Here is a 22,415-nt window from a genome sequence, read left to right on the forward strand (position 1 = left end):
AAGGGGCTCTATCCCGTTGTTTGTTCTAGCGATCCGGCACAAACGGCCGCCCCAGAGAAGCCGGTGTGTTCACCATTGTCAGTCGCCTGTTTCTTGAGATTAGAACGAGAACCACGATCGTCGCCAGATAGGGCAGCGCAGAAAGCAGTTGAGAAGGGATCGGCCATCCGAGTGCCTGCGCATGGAGCTGTCCGATGGTCACCGCGCCGAAGAGATAAGCGCCCGCCAGAACCCGCCACGGACGCCACGAGGCGAACACCACGAGAGCCAGCGCGATCCAGCCGCGTCCCGCGCTCATGCCCTCCACCCACTGCGGGACATAGACCAGCGCGAGATACGCGCCCGCCAGCCCGGCGCACGCCCCGCCGAACATCACGGCCAGATAGCGGATGGCGATGACGCGGATGCCCAGCGCATGGGCCGAGCCGTGATTGTCGCCCACCGAGCGCAGGGTCAAACCCGCCTTGGTGTAGAACAGGAAATAGGCGACGCCGGCCGTCAGCATGATCGAGATGTAGAAGATGGGGTCCTGCCCGAAGACGAGCCGGCCGACATAGGGCAGGTCGGTAAGGAACGGGATGTACAGCGTTCCCATCTTCACGCCGGGCAGGCCGACGAAGCCCTCGCCGATCATGCCGGACAGGCCGAGGCCCAGCAGCGTGAGGGCGAGGCCGGTGGCGACCTGGTTGGTCACCAGCGTCAGCGTCAGGAACGCGAACAGCAGCGAGAACAGCGCCCCGACCAGAATGGCCGCGAACACGCCGAGCCATGGCGATCCGGTGGTCAGCGCCACGCCGAAGCCGGTGACCGCGCCCATTATCATCATGCCTTCGACGCCGAGGTTGAGCACGCCGGAGCGTTCGACGACCAGCTCGCCCATGGCGGCGATCAGCAGCGGCGTCGCGGCCGTCGCGATGGTTATGACGATGGCTTCAAACATGGGAGGTCTCCCCCGCGCCTGCCGCCTGCGGACGGACGAAGCGGATCTGGTAGTGGATCATCGTGTCGCAGGCCAGCACGAAGAACAGGATCATGCCCTGGAACGCCCGCACCACCTTGTCGGAAAGGCCGACCGAGATTTGCGCCGCCTCCCCGCCCAGATAGGTCAGCGCCAAAACGAGGCCGGCAGCCACGATCCCCAGCGGATTGAGGCGGCCCAGGAACGCCACGATGATGGCGGTGAAGCCGTAGCCGGGCGAGAAACTCGGCCGAAGCTGGCCGATCGCGCCGGAAACCTCCGAGATGCCGGCAAGCCCGGCCAGCGCGCCCGACACGAGAAACGCGAAGATCACCATCCGCCCGGCGGAGAACCCGGCGAAACGCCCTGCACGCGGGCTCTGGCCCAGCACCTTGACCTCGAAACCCTTGAGCGTCTTCGACAGCAGGAACCAGACCAGCAGGGCAGCAACCAGCGCGAACACGAAGCCCCAGTGGGCGCGGCCGGAATCAGGCAGGATTTCAGGCAGTATCGCGTAAGAGTGGAAGTTGCGCGTTTCGGGAAAGTTGAAGCCCGCCGGGTTGCGCCACGGGCCGCGCACAAGCCAGTCGAGGAACAGCTGCGCGACATAGACCAGCATCAGGCTGGTGAGGATTTCGTTGGTGTTGAAGCGCACCTTGAGGAACGCCGGTATCGCCGCATAGGCCGCGCCGCCTGCCATTCCCATCAGCAGCATCAGCGGCAGCACGATCCAGAACTGGAACTCCGGAAACAGCACCGGCAGCATGGAGCCCGCCACCGCCCCCATCAGAAACTGGCCTTCCGCCCCGATATTCCAGTTGTTGGAGAGGAAGCAGACGGACAGGCCCACCGCGATCAGGATCAGCGGTGCGGCTTTGATCGCCAGTTCGTGCAGCGACCAGACCTCGGTCAGCGGATCGATGAAGTAGTAGTAGAGCGTCGTCGCCGGGTTCTTGCCCAGCAGCGCGAACAGCACCGCTCCCGCGACGATGGTCAGCCCGAAGGCGAGAAAGGGCGATAACGCCGAAAACAGCTTCGAGTGCTGCGGCCGCTTGACGAGTTCGATGCGCATCACGCGGCCTCCCCGTGGTGTTCGCCATGGGCGACGTCGGCGCCGCCCATCAGCAGCCCGATCCGCTCCAGCGTCGCGTCGGCCACCGGTATCGGCGCGGAAAGCTGGCCGTCATGCATCACCGCGATCGCGTCGGAGACTTCGAACAGCTCGTCGAGGTCCTGGCTGATGACCAGAACCGCCGAGCCGGAGCGCGCAAGATCGATCAGCGCCTGGCGGATGCGTGCTGCGGCACCCGCATCCACGCCCCATGTCGGCTGGTTCACCACCATCACCGCCGGCTTGCGGTCGAGCTCGCGCCCTATGATGAACTTTTGCAGGTTGCCGCCGGAAAGTGCTGCGGCTTCAGGGTCTTCCGCGCTTTTCCTGACATCCATCTCGGATACGATCCGCTTCGCCGCCTGCGCGATCACCGGGGTGCGGATAAGCCCGAGCCCGCCCAGGAACGCCTTCGCATCGGTCTTGAAGCGCGACAGCAGCAGGTTTTCCGAAAGCTTCATGCGCGGGGCGGCACCATGCCCCAGCCGCTCCTCGGGCACGAAGGCGGCACCAGCCAGCCTTCGCCCGGAGATGTCGAGCCGACCGGCATCCTTGCCGCGCAATCTCACCACCGCGGCGTCCCGCTGGATCACCTCGCCGGAGATCGCCTCGAAGAACTCGCCCTGCCCGTTTCCGGCAACGCCCGCGATGCCCACCACCTCGCCGGCATTGACCGTCAGCCATATGTCGCGCAGCGGGATCGAGAACGGTCCGGCCGGCTGGCGCGAAAGGCCGCGCACCTCAAGCAGCGGCTGGCGAGCCGCATTGGCCGCCGGCGCTTCCCGCACCACCGCCTGCACGTCGTTGCCCACCATCATGCGGGCCAGCGACGCTGCGGTCTCCTTGCGCGGGTCGCAATGGCCGACGACCTTGCCATGGCGCAGTACGGTGGCCCGGTCGCACATGCGCTTCACTTCTTCCAGCCGGTGCGAGATGTAGAGGATCGACTTGCCCTCGGCGCGCAACCGCTCCAGTGTCTCGAACAGCTTGTCGGCCTCCTGCGGCGTCAGCACCGATGTCGGCTCGTCGAGGATGATGAGTTCCGGCTCCTGCAGCAGGCAGCGGATGATCTCGATGCGCTGGCGCTCGCCAACGGAGAGGTCGCCCACCAGCGCATAGGGATCGAGCGGCAGGCCGTAGGCTGCCGAAAGCTGGCGCGCCTTTTCGGCGATCTCGATGATCGACGTATCGTCGTCCAGCGAGAGCATGATGTTTTCGGCCGCCGTCAGCGCGTCGAACAGCGAGAAATGCTGGAAGACCATGCCGATGCCGAGCTTGCGCGCGTGGCCCGGGCTGGTGACGGTCACCGGCTCGCCCTTCCAGAGGATTTCGCCCGATGCCGGCTCCAGCGAGCCGAACAGCATCTTCACCAGCGTCGATTTGCCGGCCCCGTTCTCGCCCAGCAGCGCGTGGATTTCTCCCCGAGCGATGGTGAGATCGATGGCGTCACATGCCTTGAGCTGGCCGAATACCTTGGTAAGTCCGCGCACCTCGAGTAGCGGTGCGGCTGCGCTGTTGCGTTGCTCGCTCACAGTGCCTCCCGGTCCGTTTTTGCTGGACGTGTTCTATGTTCCCGAAGGCATCGTAGGCTGGGGGTCGCGACATCGCAAAGCGTCCCCCAGCTTGAAAGTGCTTCAAGTTTTTCAACGTATTCCTAGGGAATGAGAACCGTGGTGCCGGTCGTCTTGCGGCCTTCGAGATCGCTGTGCGCTTGTGCGGCCTCGGCAAGCTGGTAGCGCTGGTTAACCCGGATTTTCACCGCACCGCTGCCGACCACGTCGAACAGGGCCTTCGCCGAAGCTTCCAGTTCGTCGCGCTTGGCGATGTAGTTGAACAGCGTCGGGCGCGTGGCGTAGAGCGAGCCCTTCTGCGACAGCATTGCCAGGTTGAACGGCGGGATGGGCCCCGACGACTGGCCGAAGCTGACGAACATGCCGCGCAGCCGCAGGCAGTCGAGCGAGCCGGGGAACGTATCCTTGCCGACGGAATCGTAGACCACGTCGCACATCTTGCCGCCGGTGATCTCCTTCACCTGCGCCACGAAATCCTGGTCGCGATAGTTGATGACGTGCTCGTATCCATGCGCGCGCGCCAGTTCCGCCTTCTCCTCGGAGCCGACGGTGCCGATCAACGTCACGCCCAGCTTGCGCGCCCACTGGCCGAAGATCAGCCCGACGCCGCCGGCGGCGGCGTGATACAGCACAACCTCGCCGGCTTTCACCGGATAGGTGCGCAGCAGCAGATATTCGACGGTCATGCCCTTCAGCATCATGCCGGCGGCTTCCTCGTCGGAAATTTCGTCCGGAACCTTCACCAGCCTGTCGGCAGGGATGACGCGCTGCTCGCAATAGGCTCCGATCGGGCCGACATAGGCGACGCGGTCACCGGGCTTCAGCCAGTCGACCCCCTCGCCCACCTCCAGCACCTCGCCGGCCGCCTCGTTGCCGGGTATCAGCGGCAGTCCGGCCGGGGCCGGGTAGAGGCCCGAGCGGAAATAGGTGTCGAGGAAATTCAGGCCGATGGCCGTGTGGCGGATCAGCGCCTCGCCCTTGCCCGGCTTGCCCGGTTGATAGTCTTCGTACTTCAGAACCTCGGGTCCGCCGTTCTGGTGGATGCGTATCGCCTTGGCCATGTCAGTCCTTTTTCAGTCCAAGTTTCGGGAAAAGCTGCATCACGCCTCCGATAACGAACAGGTAGAAGCCGGTGATGCCGACGCCCACCTGCACGACGGAGGACGCATCCATGTTCTGCAGCAGCGCCACCGCGCCAAGCGCGCACCACGCCAGGAAGACGCCCAGATTGAGCGGGCGCAGCCGCTGCACGCGCACCGGATGGAGGAAGCTGACGGGCACAAAGGACAGGATCGCCGCGATCACCACGATCGCGAAGGAGACCCATTCTCCCGGCGCGATCACGAAAAGGGTGAAGACCACCATGTTCCAAACCACCGGGAAGCCCTTGAAGAAGTTCTCCTTCGTCTTCATTCCGGTGTCGGCGTAGTAGATCGCGCTCGACACCACGATGATGGCCGCCGAGAGGAACGACAGACCCTCGCCCATGAAGCCGCTCTGATAGAGCGCGAAGGCCGGTATCAGCACATAGGTGACATAGTCGATGATGTTGTCGAGGAGTTCGCCCGACCACGTCGGCAGCACCTCCTTGACGTCCAGCTTGCGCGCGATCGGCCCGTCTATGCCGTCCACGAACAACGCCAGCCCGAGCCACAGGAACATCGCTGTCCACTGCTTCTCGGCGGCCGCCACCAGAGAGAGGAAGGCGAGGAACGAGCCGGAAGCCGTCAGCAGGTGCACGGAAAAGGCGCGCGCCTGCGGCCACGTCACCTTCTTCTTGGGCCGCGGAATACGCTCCGAAAGCTTCTTGCGTGGGGATGCCTGCTTGCTCACGGGCAGTTCCGGTCCGACTGGATCAGCGGCGTCCGGCCGCTTGGAGCGGCGGCTGCGGCAAGGTCGAATACTCGCGATTGCATGGTCAAAGCCGCTCCTCCCTTATCCTCACCTGATTTCTCGCCCGGCTCGTGCCGTTTGAAGTGGCAGGAACCTACAGGCAGCACCACCACTCGCACAACAATTATCGGCCCTCGCCGCGCTGAACTCTGCGGAAATGGCAATGGGCCAATTCGACACGTTGCTCAAGGGTGCCGGCCGCTCCTATATGCCTGTTGAGCGATTTCGGAGCGTCGCATGAGAATCGAAACGGACATCGTTGTCGCCGGAACGGGCCCCGCAGGCCTGATGGGCGCGCTGGCGCTCGCACGCGCAGGCTTTTCCGTCGCGCTGGCGGGACCGGCCGTCAATCTGGCCGACCGGCGCACCACCGCGCTCATGAAGCCGTCGCTCGAGTTTCTGGGGGGTCTGGGCCTTCTGGAAGCGCTGGAAAAGGAAGCCGCCCCCCTCAGGGTGATGCGGATCGCCGATGCCACGCGACGGCTCCTGCGCAGCCCCGTGGTCACTTTCCGCGCCGCCGAGATCGGCGAAGACTATTTCGGCCTGAACATCCCCAATCGCCGCCTTCTGGCCGTTCTGGCGGAAGCAGTCGCGGCGACCGGCAACGTAACCCGCGCGGAGACGACCGTTTCCCGCTGGACGCTGGGCGAAGCGGCTGTCGAGGCCGCGCTCGCCGACGGCGGGGCTATCGCCGCGAAACTCGCTGTCGCAGCCGACGGCAGGCTGTCTCCCGCCCGCGAGGCTGCCGGCATCCCGGTCAGTTCAGGCAGCACGGGCCAGTCCGCGCTGGTGCTGGATTTCGCCCACACACGCGCCCACGAAGACACGTCCACCGAGTTTCACACCGAGCATGGACCCTTCACGCTGGTGCCCCTGCCCGGCCGGCGCTGCAGCCTCGTCTGGGTTACGCGTCCGGAGCGAGCCGGCGAATTGATGAACCTCGACGACGCCGCCCTTTCGCAGACCGTCGAGCAGACCATGCAGTCGATGCTGGGCCGCGTCAGCGTCGAGCCTGGCCGCCAGGTCTATCCGCTGACCTCGGCGCTGCCGCGCCATTTCGCGAAAGACCGCGTGGCGCTTGTGGGCGAGGCCGCCCACATCTTCCCGCCCATCGGCGCGCAGGGCCTGAACCTCGGCATCCGCGACATCGAAAGCCTCGTACGGGCGGTGGGGGCCCATGCCGCCGACCCCGGTGCGCCTTCTGCCCTCGCCGCCTATGACCGCAGCCGCCGCCCCGACATTCTGGCGCGCTCGTCCGCCGTCAACCTGATGAACCGCTCGCTGCTGTCCGACATGCTTCCCGTCCAGTTCCTGCGCGCGGCGGGCCTGAACCTGCTCGGCGCAGCCCCGCCCCTGCGCGCGCTATTCATGCGCGAGGGGCTGCGAACCGGCAGCGGCTTCGGCTCGCTTTTCCGGGCTTAGGGGAACAGGTCGGGCGGCATGATGCCGCTTCGGATCAGATAGAGCAGCACCGTCAGCGTGACGACGGACAGAACCGTCGTGAGCAGAAGGCTCGCCGACGCGCGCTGAACCCACACATTGTACTGCTGGGCGATGACGAAGACGTTCGTCGCCGTCGGCAGCGCCGCCAGCAGCACCGCCGAATACATCCATATCGGCGAGAAGTCGCCGATCAGGCTCAGGATCACGTAGCAGAGGATCGGGTGGATAACGAGCTTGAGTGCCACGATGGCGCCGAGCTCGGCCGGCACGCGCCGCAGCGGTTGCAGCGCCAGTGTTACGCCCATCACGAAGAGCGCGCATGGCGCGGCCGCCTGCGCCAGATATTCCAGCAGCCTCGCCACAGGGGCCGGCGGCTCGAACTGCGCCCACGCGGCAAGCACGCCCACCGCCGTGGCGATGATGAAGGGGTGCAGCACGATCTTCTTGACGACGCTCAGCGCCAGCGCGCCCGGCGACGTCTTTTCACCCCCGGCAAACGCCATCATCATCGGCGCGACAGCGAAGTGCATGGCGTTCTCGAAGCAGAAGATCAGCGCCACCGGCACGGCCGCTTCCGGCCCGAAGGCAAGCAGCGCCAGTCCGGGTCCCATATAGCCGATATTGCCGTAGGCGGCTGCAAGGCTCTTGATCGTGCTCTCGGCGATCTTCCCGCGCGACAGGATCATCGAGCCCACGAACATGATCGTGAAGACGAGGTAGGTCGCGAGTAGCACGCCGAAAATGTAGCGCCACTCGGTCAACTGCTCGATCGGCGTCCTTGCGATGAGCTGGAAGAACAGGGCCGGCAGCGCGATGTAGACGATGAAGGTGTTCATCCATCCCAGCGCCTCGAGCGGCTGGCGGGTTATGCGCGCGGCGACCGCGCCCAGGAGGATCATCCCGAAGAAGGGCAGAACGAGTCCGACGATATCCGCCATGGTCACCTTTGGCCGCGAAACGGGCGTTGGAGCGGGTGGGCTGATGCGCGGCTACCCTGCGTTGCGGGCATCGTCAAGGAGAGCGAGGATTGAATTGTGCGCTGCAATGAGCCAAATAGGCATACAGGGTGCAGAAAAATGCGTGAAGCCAAAGTTGCGAAGTTCAGGATCGGCCAGGTCGTCAGGCACAGGCTGTTTCCGTTCCGTGGCGTGATATTCGATGTCGATCCCGAATTCGCCAATACGGAGGAATGGTACGAAGCCATTCCCGAAAACGTAAGGCCGCACAAGAACCAGCCTTTCTATCATCTGCTGGCCGAAAACGACGAGAGCGAATACGTCGCCTACGTGTCGGAGCAGAACCTGCTGGACGACAGCTCCGGCGAGCCTGTGCGCCACCCGCAGCTGGCCGAGTTCTTCGACAAGACCAGCGACGGGCACTACGCGCCCAAGGGCCGCGCCCAGCATTGAAATCGACCGGCCAATGAAAAAGGCGGGCTCGAAGGCCCGCCTTGTATCGTGCTGCCGTTCGGCAGGACTTAGTTGCCCTGCTTGGCCCGCTCCTGCTCCTCGCGCAGCTTCTGCGCGAAGTCGTCGGTGTTGCGGCTGACGAAATCCTGGATGCGGCGCTGGCGGTCTTCCAGATCCGACTGCTGCAGCGGCTCCCCGTCGAAGGCGGCGGTGAAGCCGGACAGGCTCATCTTGATCGGGTTTGCCTGGTTCTGGAAGTTGACCGAGGTCAGCGTCAGTTCCGAGCCGCGCTTGAAGGAGGCGACGAGCTGGTCGCTCAGCTGGCCTTCCGCGATGCAGCGGTCCGGCAGGCACAGCATGTAGTCGATCTTCTGCGCCTGGCCGCCATCGATCTGCAGGCCGATGCCGGGAGGCACCATACGGCCAGTCGGCACGGTGATCTGGAACAGGCGGCGGTTGGTCTTGCCCTTCACCTCGATCAGGCTGACGCCGGTCAGAAGCTGGCCGGTATCGGCGACCATGATGTTCTGCACGTTGCAGATGTCCACGTCTTCCTGCTTGCTGCACGCCTTGAACCAGCCCTGCGGCAGTTCCGGCTGTTGCTGCTGCTGCGCTGCGGCGGGCGTGAAGCCCGACACGGCGACGCCGATGGCGCCGGCGGCCAGGAGGGAAATTCGGGTCGCAGTGGTCTTGCGGCGGTTCATCGGGGCGTTTTCCTCTCAGAAATGGAGCTGCGGGCGGGCCGAAGTCGATCCGCTACTGCTTATCAAATACGGCGACAGCATGGCTCTTGCGCGCCTGTTACACCGCCCGCGCGGTGGAATCCAGCCCTGCGCCCAAATTCGCCACAGCGTCTGGCGGGCATTCCGGGCCGAGCGCCTCCCGTGCTACGGTGCCTCGAATCAGCTCTATCAGAATGACATCGCACCGGAGCATTGTCATGCGCCTGTCGATCCTGCCCATCCTGGCGATCGCCGCCCTTTTTTCACCAGTCTGCCAGTCCGCTGCGGGCGACGGCCCCCGCCACGCCATCGCCATGCACGGCGAGCCGGAGCTGCCGGCAGACTTCACGCATTTCCCCTACGCCAACCCGGACGCACCCAAGGGCGGGCGCATCGACTATGCCACGCAGGGCACCTTCGACAGCCTCAACCCGTTCATCGTCATGGGCGACGGAGCGCGCGGCCTGTTCGATCCCTATTTCGGCATGAACGTGTTCGAGACGCTGATGCTGCGCTCGCGTGACGAAGCCTTCACGCTTTATCCGCTGCTGGCCGAAAGCATCGAGACGGACGACGAGCGCACCTTCGTCGAGTTCACGATGGACGAGCGTGCCCGCTTCTCCGATGGCGCGCCGGTGACGGCGGACGACGTGATCTTCTCTATGAACCTCCTGCTGGAGAAGGGCCGGCCCATCTACCAGAACTGGATCAGGGCAGCCGAGCGTATCGAGAAGGTCGGCGAGCGCGGCGTGCGCTTCACCATGAAGCCCGATGCCGGCCGCGAGATCCCGCTGCTGCTGGGCCAGCTTCCCATCCTGCCGCAGCACGCGATAGACGCTGAAACCTTCGACCGCTCTTCCCTCACCCCGATGATCGGCTCCGGCCCGTATGTCGTCGACACCGTGCGTCCCGGCGAACTCGTGGTCATGAAGCGCAACCCCGACTACTGGGCGAAAGACATCCCGTCCAAGCGAGGCTTCGACAATTATGACGAGCTGCGGATAAACTATATCCGCGACGACAACACCATGTTCGAAGCCTTCAAGAAAGGCGTGTCCTCGATCCACATCGAGACCGACACCGGGCGCTGGGCCACCGGCTACGACTTCCCGGCGGTCAGCGACGGGCGTGTCATCAAGGAGGATTTCGAGTTCGGCCTGCCTTCGGGCATGTACGGCTTCGTTATGAACACGCGCCGCCCGGTGTTTTCCAACCGCGACCTGCGCATGGCGCTGGTCAACCTGTTCGACTTCGAATGGGCGAACCGCAACCTCTTCAACGGCGCCTACGAACGCACGAAGAGCTACTATGACGGCTCCGAGCTGTCCTCGCAGGGCGTCCCTGCAAGCGAGGCCGAGCGCGCGCTGCTGGCCCCCTTCCCCGACGCGGTTCTGCCTGAAATCATGGACGGCTCGTGGAAGCCCAGCGCCTCCGACGGTTCGGGCCGCGACCGCGATTTCCTGCGTCAGGGCATGGAGGCGCTGACGAAGGCCGGCTACCGGCTCGACGGCCGCCGTCTCGTCGGTCCCGACGGCCAGCCGCTCAGCTTCGAGATCATGCTCAACGGCCCGTCCGGCGTCCCGCTGGCGACCGCGTGGGGCCGCACGCTGGAGCGCCTCGGCATCCAGGCCAGCATCCGCGTCGTTGACAGCGCGCAGTACCTCCAGCGCCAGCGCACCTACGACTACGACGTGATCCTGCAAAGCTACACGTCCTCGCTGTCGCCGGGCGCCGAGCAGCTTGGCCGCTGGGGCTCGGTGACGCGCGACCTCAACGGCACCTACAATTTTGCCGGTGTCGCCGAACCCGCCATCGATGCGATGATCGAGGCGCTTCTGGCCGCCCGCTCGCGTGAGGATTTCATCACCGCTGTGCGCGCCTATGATCGCGTGCTGCTCAGTGGCGCCTATGTGGTGCCGCTCTACAACCCGCAGCTCAATCGCTGGGTGGCACGCTGGAAGCAGATCGAGCGGCCTGAAACGACGCCGGTCTACGGGCCGCAGTTCCAGACATGGTGGCACGCGGGCCGTTGAGTTAAAGCATGTCTCCCGAAAGTGGGCACCGGTTTCGGGACAAAGACATGCGTCAAAACAAGTAGCTGAAGCGCATGGAGCGAATCTGAAAGATCGCGACGCGCTTTAGAACACAGGGAGCGCGCGCATGAGCGAGCCGGCAGAAATCACCGTCGATGTCATCTCGGATGTCGCCTGTCCGTGGTGTTTCGTAGGCATGAAACGGCTGGAGCGGGCCATCGCGCTTGCCGGCGACGTCGACGTGCACGTGCGCTGGCGCCCCTACCAGCTCGACGGAGCCATTCCCGCCGAAGGGCTGCCCCGGCGCCAGTACATGCTCGACAAGTTCGGTAGCGAGGAGCGGCTGCGCGAAATCCACGACAAGCTCGTCGGCATCGGCGAAGCCGAAGGCATCCGTTTCAATTTCGATGCGATGCAGGTCTCGGCCAACACGCTCGACGCGCATCGGCTGATCCGCTGGGCAGCCTCTCCCAAATCGCCGCCCGGCACGCAGCCGCGCATGGTCAAGCGCCTGTTCGAGATGAACTTCGAGGAAGGCCGCGACATCGGCGACCGCACCGTGCTGGTCGAGGCGGCCGACGAGGTCGGCATGGATTCGGCACTCGTCGAAGCGCTGCTGACCTCCAACGCCGACACCGACTCCGTCCGCGCCGAGATCGGCACCGCCGCGCAGATGGGCGTTCGCGGCGTCCCCTGCTTCCTGCTGGAAGGCAAATACGCCGTCATGGGCGCGCAGGAGGCCGAAACGCTGGCCGACGCGATCCGCCAGATCGCCACCGCCAAGGCTCGGGGCGAACTGGACGAGAAGCCCGCGACCTGAGGTTCAGGCCGCGGCCTTCTCGGCCAGCTTCGCAAGCTGGGTCATGACGACGGCGGAACCCGCAAGCCGCTTCTGGGCCGTCGGCCAGTCGCGCATCAGCACGATGCCGTGATCGGGCCGTATCTTTGCCAGAGACCCTTGCTCGCCGATGAACCGCACCAGACCTGCCGGGTCGGCGAACGACTTGCCGCGGAAGTGGATGACGACGCCCTTCGGCCCGGCATCCAGCTTCTCCACATTGGCCTTTCTGCACAGCGCCTTGATGAAGACGATCTTGAGCAGGTGGTCGACTTCCTCCGGCATCGGGCCGAACCGGTCGATGAGCTCCGCACCGAAGCCGTCGATTTCCTCCGTGGTTTCCAGATCGCCCAGCCGACGGTAGAGCCCCAGCCGAAGCTGAAGGTCCGGCACATAGCTTTCGGGAATCATCACCGAAGTGCCGATGGCGATCTGCGGCGACCAGCTTCCGTCCGACACGTCGCCCGTGCCGCGCAGCTCTGCAACCGCCTCCTCCAGCATCTGCTGGTAGAGCTCGAAGCCCACTTCCTTGATATGGCCCGACTGCTCCTCGCCCAACAGGTTGCCCGCACCGCGAATGTCGAGGTCGTGGCTGGCGAGCTGGAAACCCGCGCCCAGCGTGTCGAGCGACTGCAGCACCTTGAGCCGCCTTTCGGCGAGCTGGGTGAGCGTCCGGTTGGCCGGCAGCGTGAACAGCGCATAGGCGCGCAGCTTGGAGCGTCCCACCCGCCCGCGAAGCTGGTAGAGCTGCGCAAGGCCGAACATGTCGGCGCGGTGCACGATCATCGTGTTGGCGGTCGGGATGTCGAGGCCGGATTCCACGATCGTGGTCGACAGAAGTACGTCGTACTGCCCGTCGTAGAAGGCGTTCATGATGTCGTCCAGCTCGCCGGCCGCCATCTGGCCGTGCGCCGTCGCCACCTTGAGCTCCGGCACCTGCTCGTCGAGGAACTTCTTGATGTCCGCAAGGTCCGAGATGCGCGGCACAACGTAGAAGCTCTGCCCGCCGCGATAGCGCTCGCGCAGCAGCGTCTCGCGTATCACCAGCGGGTCGAAGGGCGAAATGAAGGTGCGCACCGCCATGCGGTCCACCGGCGGCGTGGTGATGAGCGACAGTTCGCGCACGCCGGTCAGCGCAAGCTGCAACGTCCGCGGAATCGGCGTCGCCGAAAGCGTCAGCACGTGCACGTCGCTCTTCAGCTCCTTCAGGCGCTCCTTGTGCTTGACGCCGAAATGCTGCTCCTCGTCGATGATGAGCAGGCCGAGGTTCTTGAAGCTCATCGACGAACCAAGCAGCGCGTGGGTCCCGACCACGATATCGACCGTGCCGTCCGTGATGCCCTTCTTCGTCTCGGCGAGTTCCTTGGAGCCCACCAGCCGCGATGCCTGCCGCACGGTGACGGGCAGCCCCGAAAAGCGCTGGCTGAACGTACGGAAATGCTGGCGCGCGAGCAGCGTCGTGGGGACGACCACCGCGACCTGGAACCCTTCCATGGCGGCGAGGAACGCCGCGCGAAGCGCCACTTCCGTCTTGCCGAAGCCCACATCGCCGCAGATCAGGCGATCCATCGGCCGCCCCGCTGCCAGGTCGTCGCTCACGGCGTCGATGGCGGCCTGCTGGTCATCCGTCTCATCATAGGGGAACCGCGCGGCAAACTCTCCGTAGAGGCCGTCCGGCGGGGTCAGCACCGGGGCTGGCCGCATCTGGCGCTGCGCGGCAAGCTGGATCAGTTGCCCCGCCATCTCGAGCAGCCTGCGCTTCAGCTTGGCCTTGCGCGACTGCCAGGCGACACCGCCCAGCTTGTCGAGAACCGTCTCGGCAGCGTCCGATCCGTATCGGGACAGAAGCTCGATGTTCTCGACCGGCAGGAACAGCCTGTCATCCCCGGCATAGCGGATTTCGAGACAGTCATGCGGCGCGCCCGCCGCCTCGATGGTCTTCAACCCGACGAAACGGCCTATGCCATGGTCGGCATGAACGACGATATCGCCGGCTGACAACGCCGCCACTTCGGCAATGAAATCAGAGGCTTTTCGCCTCTTCTTTGATCGCCGGACAAGGCGGTCGCCCAGAATGTCCTGCTCGGCAACGACCACCAGATTGGCCGTCTCGAAGCCCGATTCGAGCGGCAGCACCGCAAGGCCGGCCTCGCCCGACTTCAGGCTCGTGGCATCTGCCAGCGTCGCGACCGTGCGAAGGTTCTCCAGCTTGTGCTCGGCAAGGATTTGCGTCAGCCGGTCGAGCGAGCCTTCGCTCCATCCGGCCACCAGCACGCGGCGGCCTGCGGCGCGCTGGTCGGCGATGTGCTTTACCGCATGGTCGAACACGTTGGCCTTCGGGTCCGCGCGTTCCTCGGCAAAGCTTCGGCCGGCATGCGCGCCGGCATGGCGCAGCGTTCGGCCGCTGGTTTCCGGCACCTCAAACGGGGTGAACTCGACTGCAATCCGGTCCCCCGCGCGCGCAGCCACCTCGTCCGGCGACAGATAGACCAGTTCCGGCTTCACCGGCTTGTAGGGAACCGCCTCGCCCAGCCCCGCCGCCGGCTGTTTCGCGCGCGCCTCGTAGTGATCGACGATCAGCGCATGGCGCTCCCCGATCGCCTCTTTCGCCAGGTGGTCGAAGATGACAGGCATGTCAGGCAGGTAATCGAACACCGTCTCCAGCCGCTCGTAGAACAGCGGCAGCCAGTGCTCCATGCCGGCGAAGCGGCGGCCCTCGCTGATCGCTGCATAAAGCGCATCGTCGCGCGACGGAGCGCCGAAGGTCTCGATATAGGCCCGCCGGAAACGGCTGATCGTGTCCGCCGTCAGCGTCACCTCGCTCATCGGCTTCTGCGAGAAGGCCGCGCGCTGCCCAGTGGTGCGCTGCGTCGCCACGTCGAAGGCGCGGATCGATTCCAGCGTGTCGCCGAAGAAGTCGAGCCGCATCGGCTCGCCGCCGGGCGCGTAGAGATCGAGAATACCGCCGCGTACCGCGAATTCGCCCACGTCGCGCACCGTCGGCACGCGCTCGAAACCGCTGGTGTCCAGCCTTGCGGCCAGCGCGTTCATGTCCACCTGGTTGCCGGGCTTGGCAACGAAGGTCTGCGCCTCGATCGCGTCTGCCGGCGGCATGCGCTGCAGCAGCGCGTTGGCGCTGGCGAGGATCACCGCGCGGTGAGGCTTGTTCTTCAGCGCAGCCATCGACGCCATGGCGTCCAGACGGCGCGCCGCGGCGTCGGAGCCGGGCGATACGCGGTCGTAGGGCAGGCAATCCCATGCCGGCAGTTCCAGCACCGGCAGGCCCGGGGCTGCGAAAGCCAGCGTCTCGGCGATCGCCGGTAGGCGCTGGCCGTCGCGCGCCACGAACAGCAGCGGCTTCTCGCCCAGTTCAGCGGAAATCGCGGCCAGCGCGAACGCCTCGTAGCCGTCCGCGACGCCGTCCACGACGGTCGCGCCTTTTGCCGGCAGGCGAATGGGGTCGATCAGCTTCATGTTCCCGTCAGACGTTTACGCGGGCGCGATAGGAAAGGATTTTCGCGAATACCGGCGTGTCGTGGCGGGCGGGCACTGGCGCCTCTCCCGTCACCCATTTCAGGATATCGGCATCGGGCTCCGCCATCAGCGCCTCGTAGACGGCGAGCTCGTCCTCGCTCAGCGCGGCGATCTCCCCGTCCGCGAACGATCCGAGGATCAGGTCCACCTCGCGCATGCCCCGATGCCACGAGCGAAACAGCACCTTGCGGCGTCGAATGTCGAGATCGGCGCTGGAGCGCGTTGTTCCTGTCATGACCGAGAACCTTTGTGGATGAAAGGGGCATATAGCGACTGCGGACGCAGATGTCAGCCTTTGCGGGCGCGGTCTGCCGACATATGCTTCCACGATGCGGCCTTCCCTTCTCGATCCCCTCTTTGCCCCCATCACCTCCCTCGACGGCGTCGGTCCCAAGGTGGCGGGGCTGATCGCAAACATCGTGCCGGGAGACGTGCCCGGCCGCGAGGTGCGCGTGGCCGATCTCCTGTTCGTTCTGCCGCATTCCATGATCGACCGGCGCAAGCGCTACGCCATCGCCGATGCGCCCGAGAGCACCATCGTGACGCTGGAAGTCACCATCGACCGGCATCAGCCGCCGCCGCGCGGCAACCGCAGCGTTCCGTACCGCGTCTTCGCGCACGACGACACCGGCGACATCGCGCTCACCTTCTTCCATGCCAAGGCCGAGTGGCTGGGCAAGGCGCTGCCCGAAGGCGAGCGCATGATCGTGTCGGGCCGCATGGAATGGTTCAACGGCCGCGCCTCCATGGTTCATCCCGACCACATGGTGCCGGCCGCACGCGCAGGCGACCTGCCGCTGGTCGAGCCGGTCTATCCGCTGACGGCCGGATTGTCCGGAAAGGTGCTGCGCCGCGCGATCCTCGGCGCGGTCGAACGCCTCCCGGTCCTGCCCGAATGGCTCGACGCCGAGATGATGCGCCGCCACGCACTGTCCGAGGTTGGATCGGCGCTGAAGAAACTGCACGAACCCTATGATCCCCAGGACATCGATCCGAACGGCGTTTCGTGGCGCAGGCTGGCCTATGACGAGCTGCTCGCGGGGCAGCTAGCGCTCGCGCTCGTGCGCGCGAAACTGAAGCGCGCGACGGGCCGCCCGCTGACGGGCGACGGCAGGCTGGAAGCCATGATACGCAAGGCTTTGCCCTATTCCCTCACCGCCTCCCAGGAGCAGGCGCTGGAGGAAATCCACGCCGATCTCGCCTCGCCCGACCGCATGCTGCGCCTGCTTCAGGGCGACGTGGGCTCCGGCAAGACCGTCGTTGCCCTGCTGGCCATGGCGCGTGCGGCCGAAGCCGGCGGCCAGTCCGCCCTGATGGCGCCGACCGAAATCCTCGCCCGACAGCACTTCGCGACAATCGCGCCGCTGGCCGAACGCGCCGGCCTGCGCGCCGCGGTGCTGACCGGACGCGAGAAAGGCCGTGAACGCGCGGCGATTCTGGAAGGTCTCGCCTCGGGCGAAATCCACTTCCTGCTCGGCACCCATGCCCTGTTTCAGGAAAGCGTGGTGTTCAGGGATCTGGCGCTCGCCATCGTCGACGAGCAGCATCGGTTCGGCGTGCATCAACGCCTCGCCATCTCGGCCAAGGGCGGCGCGGTCGACATGCTCGTCATGACCGCGACGCCGATCCCTCGTACTCTGGTGCTGACGGCTTTCGGCGACATGGACGTCTCGCGCCTGACCGAAAAGCCCGCCGGCCGCCGCCCGATCAACACCGTGACCTTGCCGCTGGAGCGGCTGGGAGAGCTGGTCGAGCGCATGCGCAACGCCGTGTCCGACGGCCAGAAGATTTACTGGATTTGCCCTCTGGTGGAAGAATCCGAGGAGGTGAAGCTGATGTCGGCGGAGGACCGCTTCGCTTCGCTCCAGCCGGTCTTCGGCAACGCCGTCGGCCTTATCCACGGCCGCATGAACGGGCGCGACAAGGACGAGGCGATGCGCGCCTTCAAGGAAGGCGAGACCCGGCTTCTGGTGGGTACGACTGTCGTCGAGGTCGGTGTGGACGTGCCCGACGCCACGATCATCGTCATAGAGCATGCCGAGCGCTTCGGCCTGGCACAGCTTCACCAGCTGCGCGGGCGCGTCGGGCGCGGCGACAAGCCGTCCACCTGCGTGCTGCTCTACAAGGAACCGCTCGGCCTTGTCGCAAAGCAGCGGCTTACGGTGATGCGCGAGACCGAAGACGGCTTCCGCATCTCCGAGGAAGATTTGAAGCTGCGCGGCGAAGGCGAGCTTCTGGGCACCCGCCAGTCGGGAACGCCGGGCTTCCGCGTCGCGCGGCTCGACATTCACGGCGACCTGCTAGAGACCGCGCGCAACGACGCACGCCTTATCCTCGAACGCGACCCAGACCTGCGCTCGCCCCGTGGCGAGGCGCTACGGGTGCTGCTCTACCTGTACGGCCGCGACGACGCGGTCAGGCTGCTGCGGGCGGGCTAAAGCATGTCTCCCGAAAGCGGGAACCGGTTTCGGGACAAAGATAGGCCGCCCTACTCCACCGTCACCGACTTTGCCAGATTGCGCGGCTGATCTACGTCCGTGCCCATGAACACGGCGGTGTAATAGGCCAGCATCTGGATCGGCAGCGAGTAGACGATCGGCGCGACGATCTCCGGCACGTCCGGCACCACGATCGTGTCCAGCGTATCCACCGTCGAATGCGCCGCGCCCTTGGCGTCGGTGATGAGGATGATCTTGCCGCCCCGCGCCGCCACTTCCTGCATGTTCGACACGGTCTTGTCGAAGATGCGGTCGTAGGGCGCGATCACGATCACCGGCATCTGCTCGTCGATCAATGCGATCGGGCCGTGCTTGAGCTCGCCGGCAGCGTAGCCTTCGGCGTGGATGTAGGAGATTTCCTTGAGCTTCAGCGCGCCTTCCATGGCGAGCGGGAAATTGGTGTCGCGGCCAAGGTAGAGCACGTGCTTGTAGTGCGAAAGGTCGCGGGCGAGCTTCTCGATCTGGTCGGACAGCTTGAGCGTTTGATTGGCCAGCTTCGGCGCTTCGGAAAGCTGCCGCACGAGGCGCTTTTCCTGATCCTTGTCGATCTTGCCGCGCGCGGCCGCGGCCTTCACAGCCAGCGAGGCCAATACCGAAAGCTGGCAGGTGAACGCCTTGGTGGAGGCCACGCCGATTTCCGGCCCCGCCAGCGTCGGGAACACGCCGTCTGACTCGCGCGCGATTGTCGATTCGCGAACGTTGACGATGGCGCCGATCGGCAGGCCTTCCTGCCGGCAATAGCGCAGCGAGGCCAGCGTGTCGGCCGTCTCGCCCGACTGCGAGATGAAGAGCGCGCCGCTTTCCTTCGACAGCGGCATTTCGCGATAGCGGAACTCCGATGCGATATCGATGTCCACCGGCAGCCGCGCGTAGCGCTCGAACCAGTATTTGCCGATCAGCCCGGCGAGATAGGCGGTGCCGCAGGCCGAGATGGCAAGACGGTCGATCTTGCCGAAATCGAACGGCGTGTCGAACTCCTTGGCCACGCCGTTGGCGAGGTCGAGATAGTGCGCCAGCGTGTGCGACACGACTTCCGGCTGCTCGTAGATTTCCTTCTCCATGAAGTGGCGATAGTTGCCCTTATCCACGAGATAGGTGGTGCCGACGGACTGCTGGCGCTTGCGTTCCACACGCTTGCCGTCGATGTCGAAGATTTCCATGCCGCCGCGGCGCACGACCGCCCAGTCGCCGTCCTCGAGATAGGTGATGGAGTTGGTGAACGGGGCGAGCGCGATGGCGTCGGAGCCCAGATACATTTCGCCTTCACCGTGGCCGACCGCCAGCGGCGGGCCGTTGCGGGCGCCGATGATCATGTCTTCGTCGCCACGGAACATGATGGCGAGCGCAAACGCCCCCTCGAGCTGCTTGAGCGCCGTGTGCGCCGCCTCGACCGGCGATGCGCCCTTCTTCACTTCGCGGGAGATAAGGTGCGCGACGACTTCGGTGTCGGTCTGCGAAGCAAACTCGTAGCCGTCGGCGATCAGCGAGGAACGCAGCTCGGCGAAGTTTTCGATGATGCCGTTGTGGACGATCGCGACGTCGTGGGAAAAGTGCGGATGGGCATTCGTCTCGTTGGGAACGCCGTGTGTCGCCCAGCGTGTGTGGCCGATGCCGATGGTGCCGGCCAGCGGCTCCGCGCCTAGTCGGCGCTCCAGGTTGACCAGCTTGCCCTCGGCGCGTCGCCGGCCGAGCTGTCCCTGCGAGATCGTCGCCACGCCGGCGGAATCGTAGCCGCGATATTCGAGCCGCTTCAATGCGTCCACGATCAGCGGCGCGACCTGCTCGCGCCCCACAATTCCGACAATACCGCACATGTTGCAGCTACCTTCCCGTTCCCGCCCGAAACGCCGGACTCTTGATGATCCGGCTGCCGGGGAAAATTCACTTATGGTTTCAGCCCGTATCGGCCATGCGAATGTCTGGAGGCTATTACTAAGCCATTTCGCTGACCATTCGGTTACTTGCCGGCGCGCGCGGCATACTTCTCGCGAAGTCGCCGGCCGAACCCTTCCTTGTTTTCCTGCCGCGCCCGCCCAAAAGCCAGCGCATCCGCCGGCACGTCCTGCGTCACGACGCTGCCAGACGCAATATAGGCGTTCTCCCCGATGGTGAGCGGAGCGACAAGTGACGAGTTCGACCCCACGAACGCACCGGCCCCGATCTCGGTGTGATGCTTGGCGAAGCCATCGTAGTTGCAGGTGATCGTGCCTGCCCCGATATTGGCCTTCGCGCCGACATGCGCGTCACCCACATAGGTCAGATGATTGATCTTGGCGCCCTCGTCGAGCACCGCATTCTTCACCTCGCAGAAATTCCCGATCTTGGCCTTGCGGCCGACCTGCGTTCCCGGCCGCAGCCGCGCGAAAGGCCCGATTTCCGCGCCCTCGGCGATCTGCGCCTTCTCGATATGCGAGAACGCCCTGATGAACGCACCGGCCCCCACGCTCACGCCGGTGGCGAAGAACACGTTCGGCTCGATGGTCACGTCCTCTGCGATCTCCGTGTCATGCGAGAGGTGAACGGTTTCAGGATCGGTCATGGTCACGCCCGCCAGCATCAGCGAGCGGCGGCGGCGGCGCTGCCAGATGGTTTCGGCCTCGGCCAGCTCGGCACGGTTGTTGATGCCCAAAACGCTCTCATAGGGCGCCTCGGTCGCCGTCACCTTCAAGCCGCGCGTAACGGCGATGCTGACGATGTCGGTGAGGTAGAACTCGTTCTTGGCATTGTCGTTGCCCACCGCCTCGAGCAGCGACAGCGCATGCTCGCCGGCGATTGCCATCAGCCCGCCATTGCAGAAAGTGATGGCGCGCTCGGCTTCGCTCGCGTCGCGCTCTTCGCGGATCGCCAGCAAGGAGCCGTTCTGCATCACCAGCCGCCCGTAGCCGGCCGGGTCCGGCGCCTGAAAACCCATGACCACGACCGCCGCGCCATCGACCAGGCCCGCGCGCAGATCGGCGAGCGCTTCGGGCTCGATCAGCGGCGCATCGCCGAACATGACGACGATGTCGTCATAGCCGCGCGCGATCTTGTCGCGCGCTGCAAGCACGGCATGCGCGGTGCCCAGCCTCTCGGTCTGCTCGAAGATTTCGGCCTCGGGCGCATAGGGCGCGACGGCCTTGTGAACCGCCTCCGCCTGCCGGCCCACCACAATGGCCACGTCGCTCGCCTCGTCTCCGCAGGCCGTCTTCACGACATGGGCGACCATCGGCAGCCCCGCGATCGGGTGCAGCACCTTGGGCATCGCGCTCTTCATGCGCGTGCCTTCGCCGGCAGCGAGAACGACGGACAGGCACGTTCTGTGGCTCATAGACGAGTTCCAGCTAGTCGGTTGAACGGGAATCCGGACCTCTGTAACACCACGGTCGGTCCGGTCCAATCCCCCATCCGGGCCGAGCAGCCCTCCGCCCTTTGCTCGAACCGGGAAGCCGTTCTTGTCCAACACGCCCACCAGCCGCCCGCGGCTCGCCTGGATCATCATGCTGCTCGCGCCGCTGTTCTTTTCCAGCAATCTCATTTTCGGTCGCAGCGCTGTCGAGGAGGTCTCGCCCTTCACGCTCGCTTTCATACGGTGGCTGGCCGTGGCCCTCGCACTCGCGCCGTTCATGCTGTCGGAGGCAGCTTCGCTGCGCGCCGTCGTTCGCGGCAACTCTCCGCGCCTGCTGCTGCTGGCGTTTCTGGGCATGTGGGTTTGCGGCGGCTGCGTCTACCTTGCGCTGCAATGGACCAGCGCCACCAACGCGACGCTGATCTACACCACGTCGTCCGTGCTGATCCTTCTGCTGGAAGGCGCATTCAAGGGCCGCCCGATCGGCCTGCGCGAGCTGGCGGGGTCGCTGCTCGCCATCCTGGGCATCGTCACCATCGTCCTGCGCGGGGACATTGCGGCCCTGCTGGCGCTGGATTTCAACGCCGGCGACCTCATCATCATGGCGGCTGCGCTTGCCTGGGCGATCTATTCCATCCTCTATCGCGCGCCCGGTCTCCAGAAGGTTTCCAACACGGCGATGCTGGGCTTGCTGGCTACCATCGGCGCGGTCATGCTTTTGCCCGCGGCGGCAGTGGAATGGAGCGCCGACGCGACCTTGCCCTCCACCGCGCGCGGCTGGGGCAGCGTCGCCGGCATCGTCGTGTTCTCCTCGCTGCTGGCCTTCTCCAGTTTCCAGTTCGGGTTGCGCAGCTTCGGCCCTTCGCTGGCGGGCGTGTTCATGTACCTGATGCCGCCCTACGGCGTGATGCTGGCGGTGCTGTTTCTGGGAGAGACGCTGCAGACGTTCCACGCCGTCGGCATCGTGCTCGTCATGGGCGGCGTGATTCTGGCGACCTTCCCGGTCGCGTGGCTGCGGCAGAAGCTGGACTGGAGATAAAGCATGTCTCCCGAAAGTGGGAACCGGTTTCGGGACAAAGA

17 protein-coding genes are annotated in these 22,415 nt (G+C 65.4%); 6 read left to right on the top strand and 11 right to left on the bottom strand.

Annotation, left to right across the window (positions count from 1 at the left end; translation table 11 throughout):
- Nucleotides 1-25 precede the first annotated feature (25 nt).
- From FY036_RS02715 to pcsA, 5 genes are all read right to left on the bottom strand, one after another.
- On the bottom strand, nucleotides 26-940 hold the full coding sequence (locus FY036_RS02715) for an ABC transporter permease (RefSeq protein WP_148913167.1): 915 nt from the start codon (nucleotides 938-940) through the stop codon (nucleotides 26-28).
- Entirely contained in the window at nucleotides 933-2,030 is a 1,098-nt protein-coding gene (locus FY036_RS02720; protein ID WP_148913168.1) for an ABC transporter permease, read from the bottom strand. The genes FY036_RS02715 and FY036_RS02720 overlap by 8 nt, the downstream gene beginning before the upstream one ends.
- Nucleotides 2,030-3,601 (bottom strand): ABC transporter ATP-binding protein, encoded by a 1,572-nt coding sequence (locus tag FY036_RS02725; RefSeq protein ID WP_148913169.1) that lies wholly within the window; start codon nucleotides 3,599-3,601, stop codon nucleotides 2,030-2,032. Before FY036_RS02725 ends, FY036_RS02720 begins: the two co-directional genes overlap by 1 nt.
- A gap of 122 nt (nucleotides 3,602-3,723) precedes the next feature.
- Nucleotides 3,724-4,701, bottom strand: a complete 978-nt coding sequence (locus FY036_RS02730) for a quinone oxidoreductase family protein (RefSeq protein WP_148913170.1) — start codon at nucleotides 4,699-4,701, stop codon at nucleotides 3,724-3,726.
- A gap of 1 nt (nucleotide 4,702) precedes the next feature.
- Entirely contained in the window at nucleotides 4,703-5,473 is a 771-nt protein-coding gene (gene pcsA / locus FY036_RS02735; RefSeq protein WP_148913171.1) for a phosphatidylcholine synthase, read from the bottom strand.
- A gap of 297 nt (nucleotides 5,474-5,770) precedes the next feature.
- Between pcsA and FY036_RS02740 the strand changes: the two genes are divergently transcribed.
- Entirely contained in the window at nucleotides 5,771-6,955 is a 1,185-nt protein-coding gene (locus tag FY036_RS02740) for a UbiH/UbiF family hydroxylase (RefSeq protein ID WP_148913172.1), read from the top strand.
- Here the strand turns inward: FY036_RS02740 and FY036_RS02745 are convergent.
- Nucleotides 6,952-7,914 carry an AEC family transporter gene (locus FY036_RS02745; protein WP_148913173.1) on the bottom strand — a complete coding sequence of 321 codons (963 nt, stop codon included), beginning with the start codon at nucleotides 7,912-7,914 and terminating at the stop codon, nucleotides 6,952-6,954. The two genes, FY036_RS02740 and FY036_RS02745, sit on opposite strands and share 4 nt — an antisense overlap.
- A 138-nt stretch (nucleotides 7,915-8,052) precedes the next feature.
- Here FY036_RS02745 and hspQ point away from each other — a divergent pair, with 138 nt between their 5' ends.
- A complete protein-coding gene (gene hspQ, locus FY036_RS02750; RefSeq protein WP_148913174.1) occupies nucleotides 8,053-8,385 on the top strand; it encodes a heat shock protein HspQ in 333 nt (110 codons plus the stop codon).
- A 68-nt stretch (nucleotides 8,386-8,453) separates the two neighbouring features.
- On the opposite strand, the gene FY036_RS02755 is transcribed toward hspQ, so the two are convergent.
- Nucleotides 8,454-9,089, bottom strand: coding sequence for an invasion associated locus B family protein (locus FY036_RS02755; RefSeq protein WP_148913175.1), 636 nt, complete (start codon nucleotides 9,087-9,089; stop codon nucleotides 8,454-8,456).
- Nucleotides 9,090-9,325: 236 nt separating this feature from the next.
- Between FY036_RS02755 and FY036_RS02760 the strand changes: the two genes are divergently transcribed.
- On the top strand, nucleotides 9,326-11,140 hold the full coding sequence (locus FY036_RS02760) for an extracellular solute-binding protein (protein ID WP_148913176.1): 1,815 nt from the start codon (nucleotides 9,326-9,328) through the stop codon (nucleotides 11,138-11,140).
- Nucleotides 11,141-11,267: 127 nt separating this feature from the next.
- A complete protein-coding gene (locus tag FY036_RS02765; RefSeq protein WP_148913177.1) occupies nucleotides 11,268-11,960 on the top strand; it encodes a DsbA family oxidoreductase in 693 nt (230 codons plus the stop codon).
- A gap of 3 nt (nucleotides 11,961-11,963) precedes the next feature.
- Here the strand turns inward: FY036_RS02765 and mfd are convergent, their stop codons facing one another.
- The gene (gene mfd / locus FY036_RS02770; RefSeq protein WP_148913178.1) at nucleotides 11,964-15,452 is read right to left on the bottom strand and encodes a transcription-repair coupling factor; all 3,489 of its coding nucleotides are present in this window, start codon (nucleotides 15,450-15,452) and stop codon (nucleotides 11,964-11,966) included.
- Between the two features lie 7 nt (nucleotides 15,453-15,459).
- Nucleotides 15,460-15,747, bottom strand: a complete 288-nt coding sequence (locus tag FY036_RS02775) for an FAD assembly factor SdhE (RefSeq protein WP_148913179.1) — start codon at nucleotides 15,745-15,747, stop codon at nucleotides 15,460-15,462.
- Nucleotides 15,748-15,841: 94 nt separating this feature from the next.
- Between FY036_RS02775 and recG the strand changes: the two genes are divergently transcribed.
- Nucleotides 15,842-17,950: an ATP-dependent DNA helicase RecG gene (gene recG / locus FY036_RS02780; protein ID WP_148913180.1), complete on the top strand. Its 2,109-nt coding sequence runs from the start codon at nucleotides 15,842-15,844 to the stop codon at nucleotides 17,948-17,950.
- A gap of 50 nt (nucleotides 17,951-18,000) precedes the next feature.
- Here recG and glmS read toward each other — a convergent pair whose 3' ends face one another.
- Nucleotides 18,001-19,824: a glutamine--fructose-6-phosphate transaminase (isomerizing) gene (glmS, locus tag FY036_RS02785; RefSeq protein WP_148913181.1), complete on the bottom strand. Its 1,824-nt coding sequence runs from the start codon at nucleotides 19,822-19,824 to the stop codon at nucleotides 18,001-18,003.
- A gap of 143 nt (nucleotides 19,825-19,967) precedes the next feature.
- Nucleotides 19,968-21,317, bottom strand: coding sequence for a bifunctional UDP-N-acetylglucosamine diphosphorylase/glucosamine-1-phosphate N-acetyltransferase GlmU (gene glmU, locus FY036_RS02790; protein ID WP_148913182.1), 1,350 nt, complete (start codon nucleotides 21,315-21,317; stop codon nucleotides 19,968-19,970).
- Nucleotides 21,318-21,441: 124 nt separating this feature from the next.
- Here glmU and FY036_RS02795 point away from each other — a divergent pair, with 124 nt between their 5' ends.
- The gene (locus FY036_RS02795) at nucleotides 21,442-22,374 is read left to right on the top strand and encodes a DMT family transporter (protein WP_148913183.1); all 933 of its coding nucleotides are present in this window, start codon (nucleotides 21,442-21,444) and stop codon (nucleotides 22,372-22,374) included.
- The last annotated feature ends 41 nt before the right edge of the window (nucleotides 22,375-22,415 follow it).

The organism is Neoaquamicrobium microcysteis, assembly GCF_008180155.1.
GTDB classification, from domain to species: Bacteria; Pseudomonadota; Alphaproteobacteria; order Rhizobiales; family Rhizobiaceae; genus Aerobium; species Aerobium microcysteis.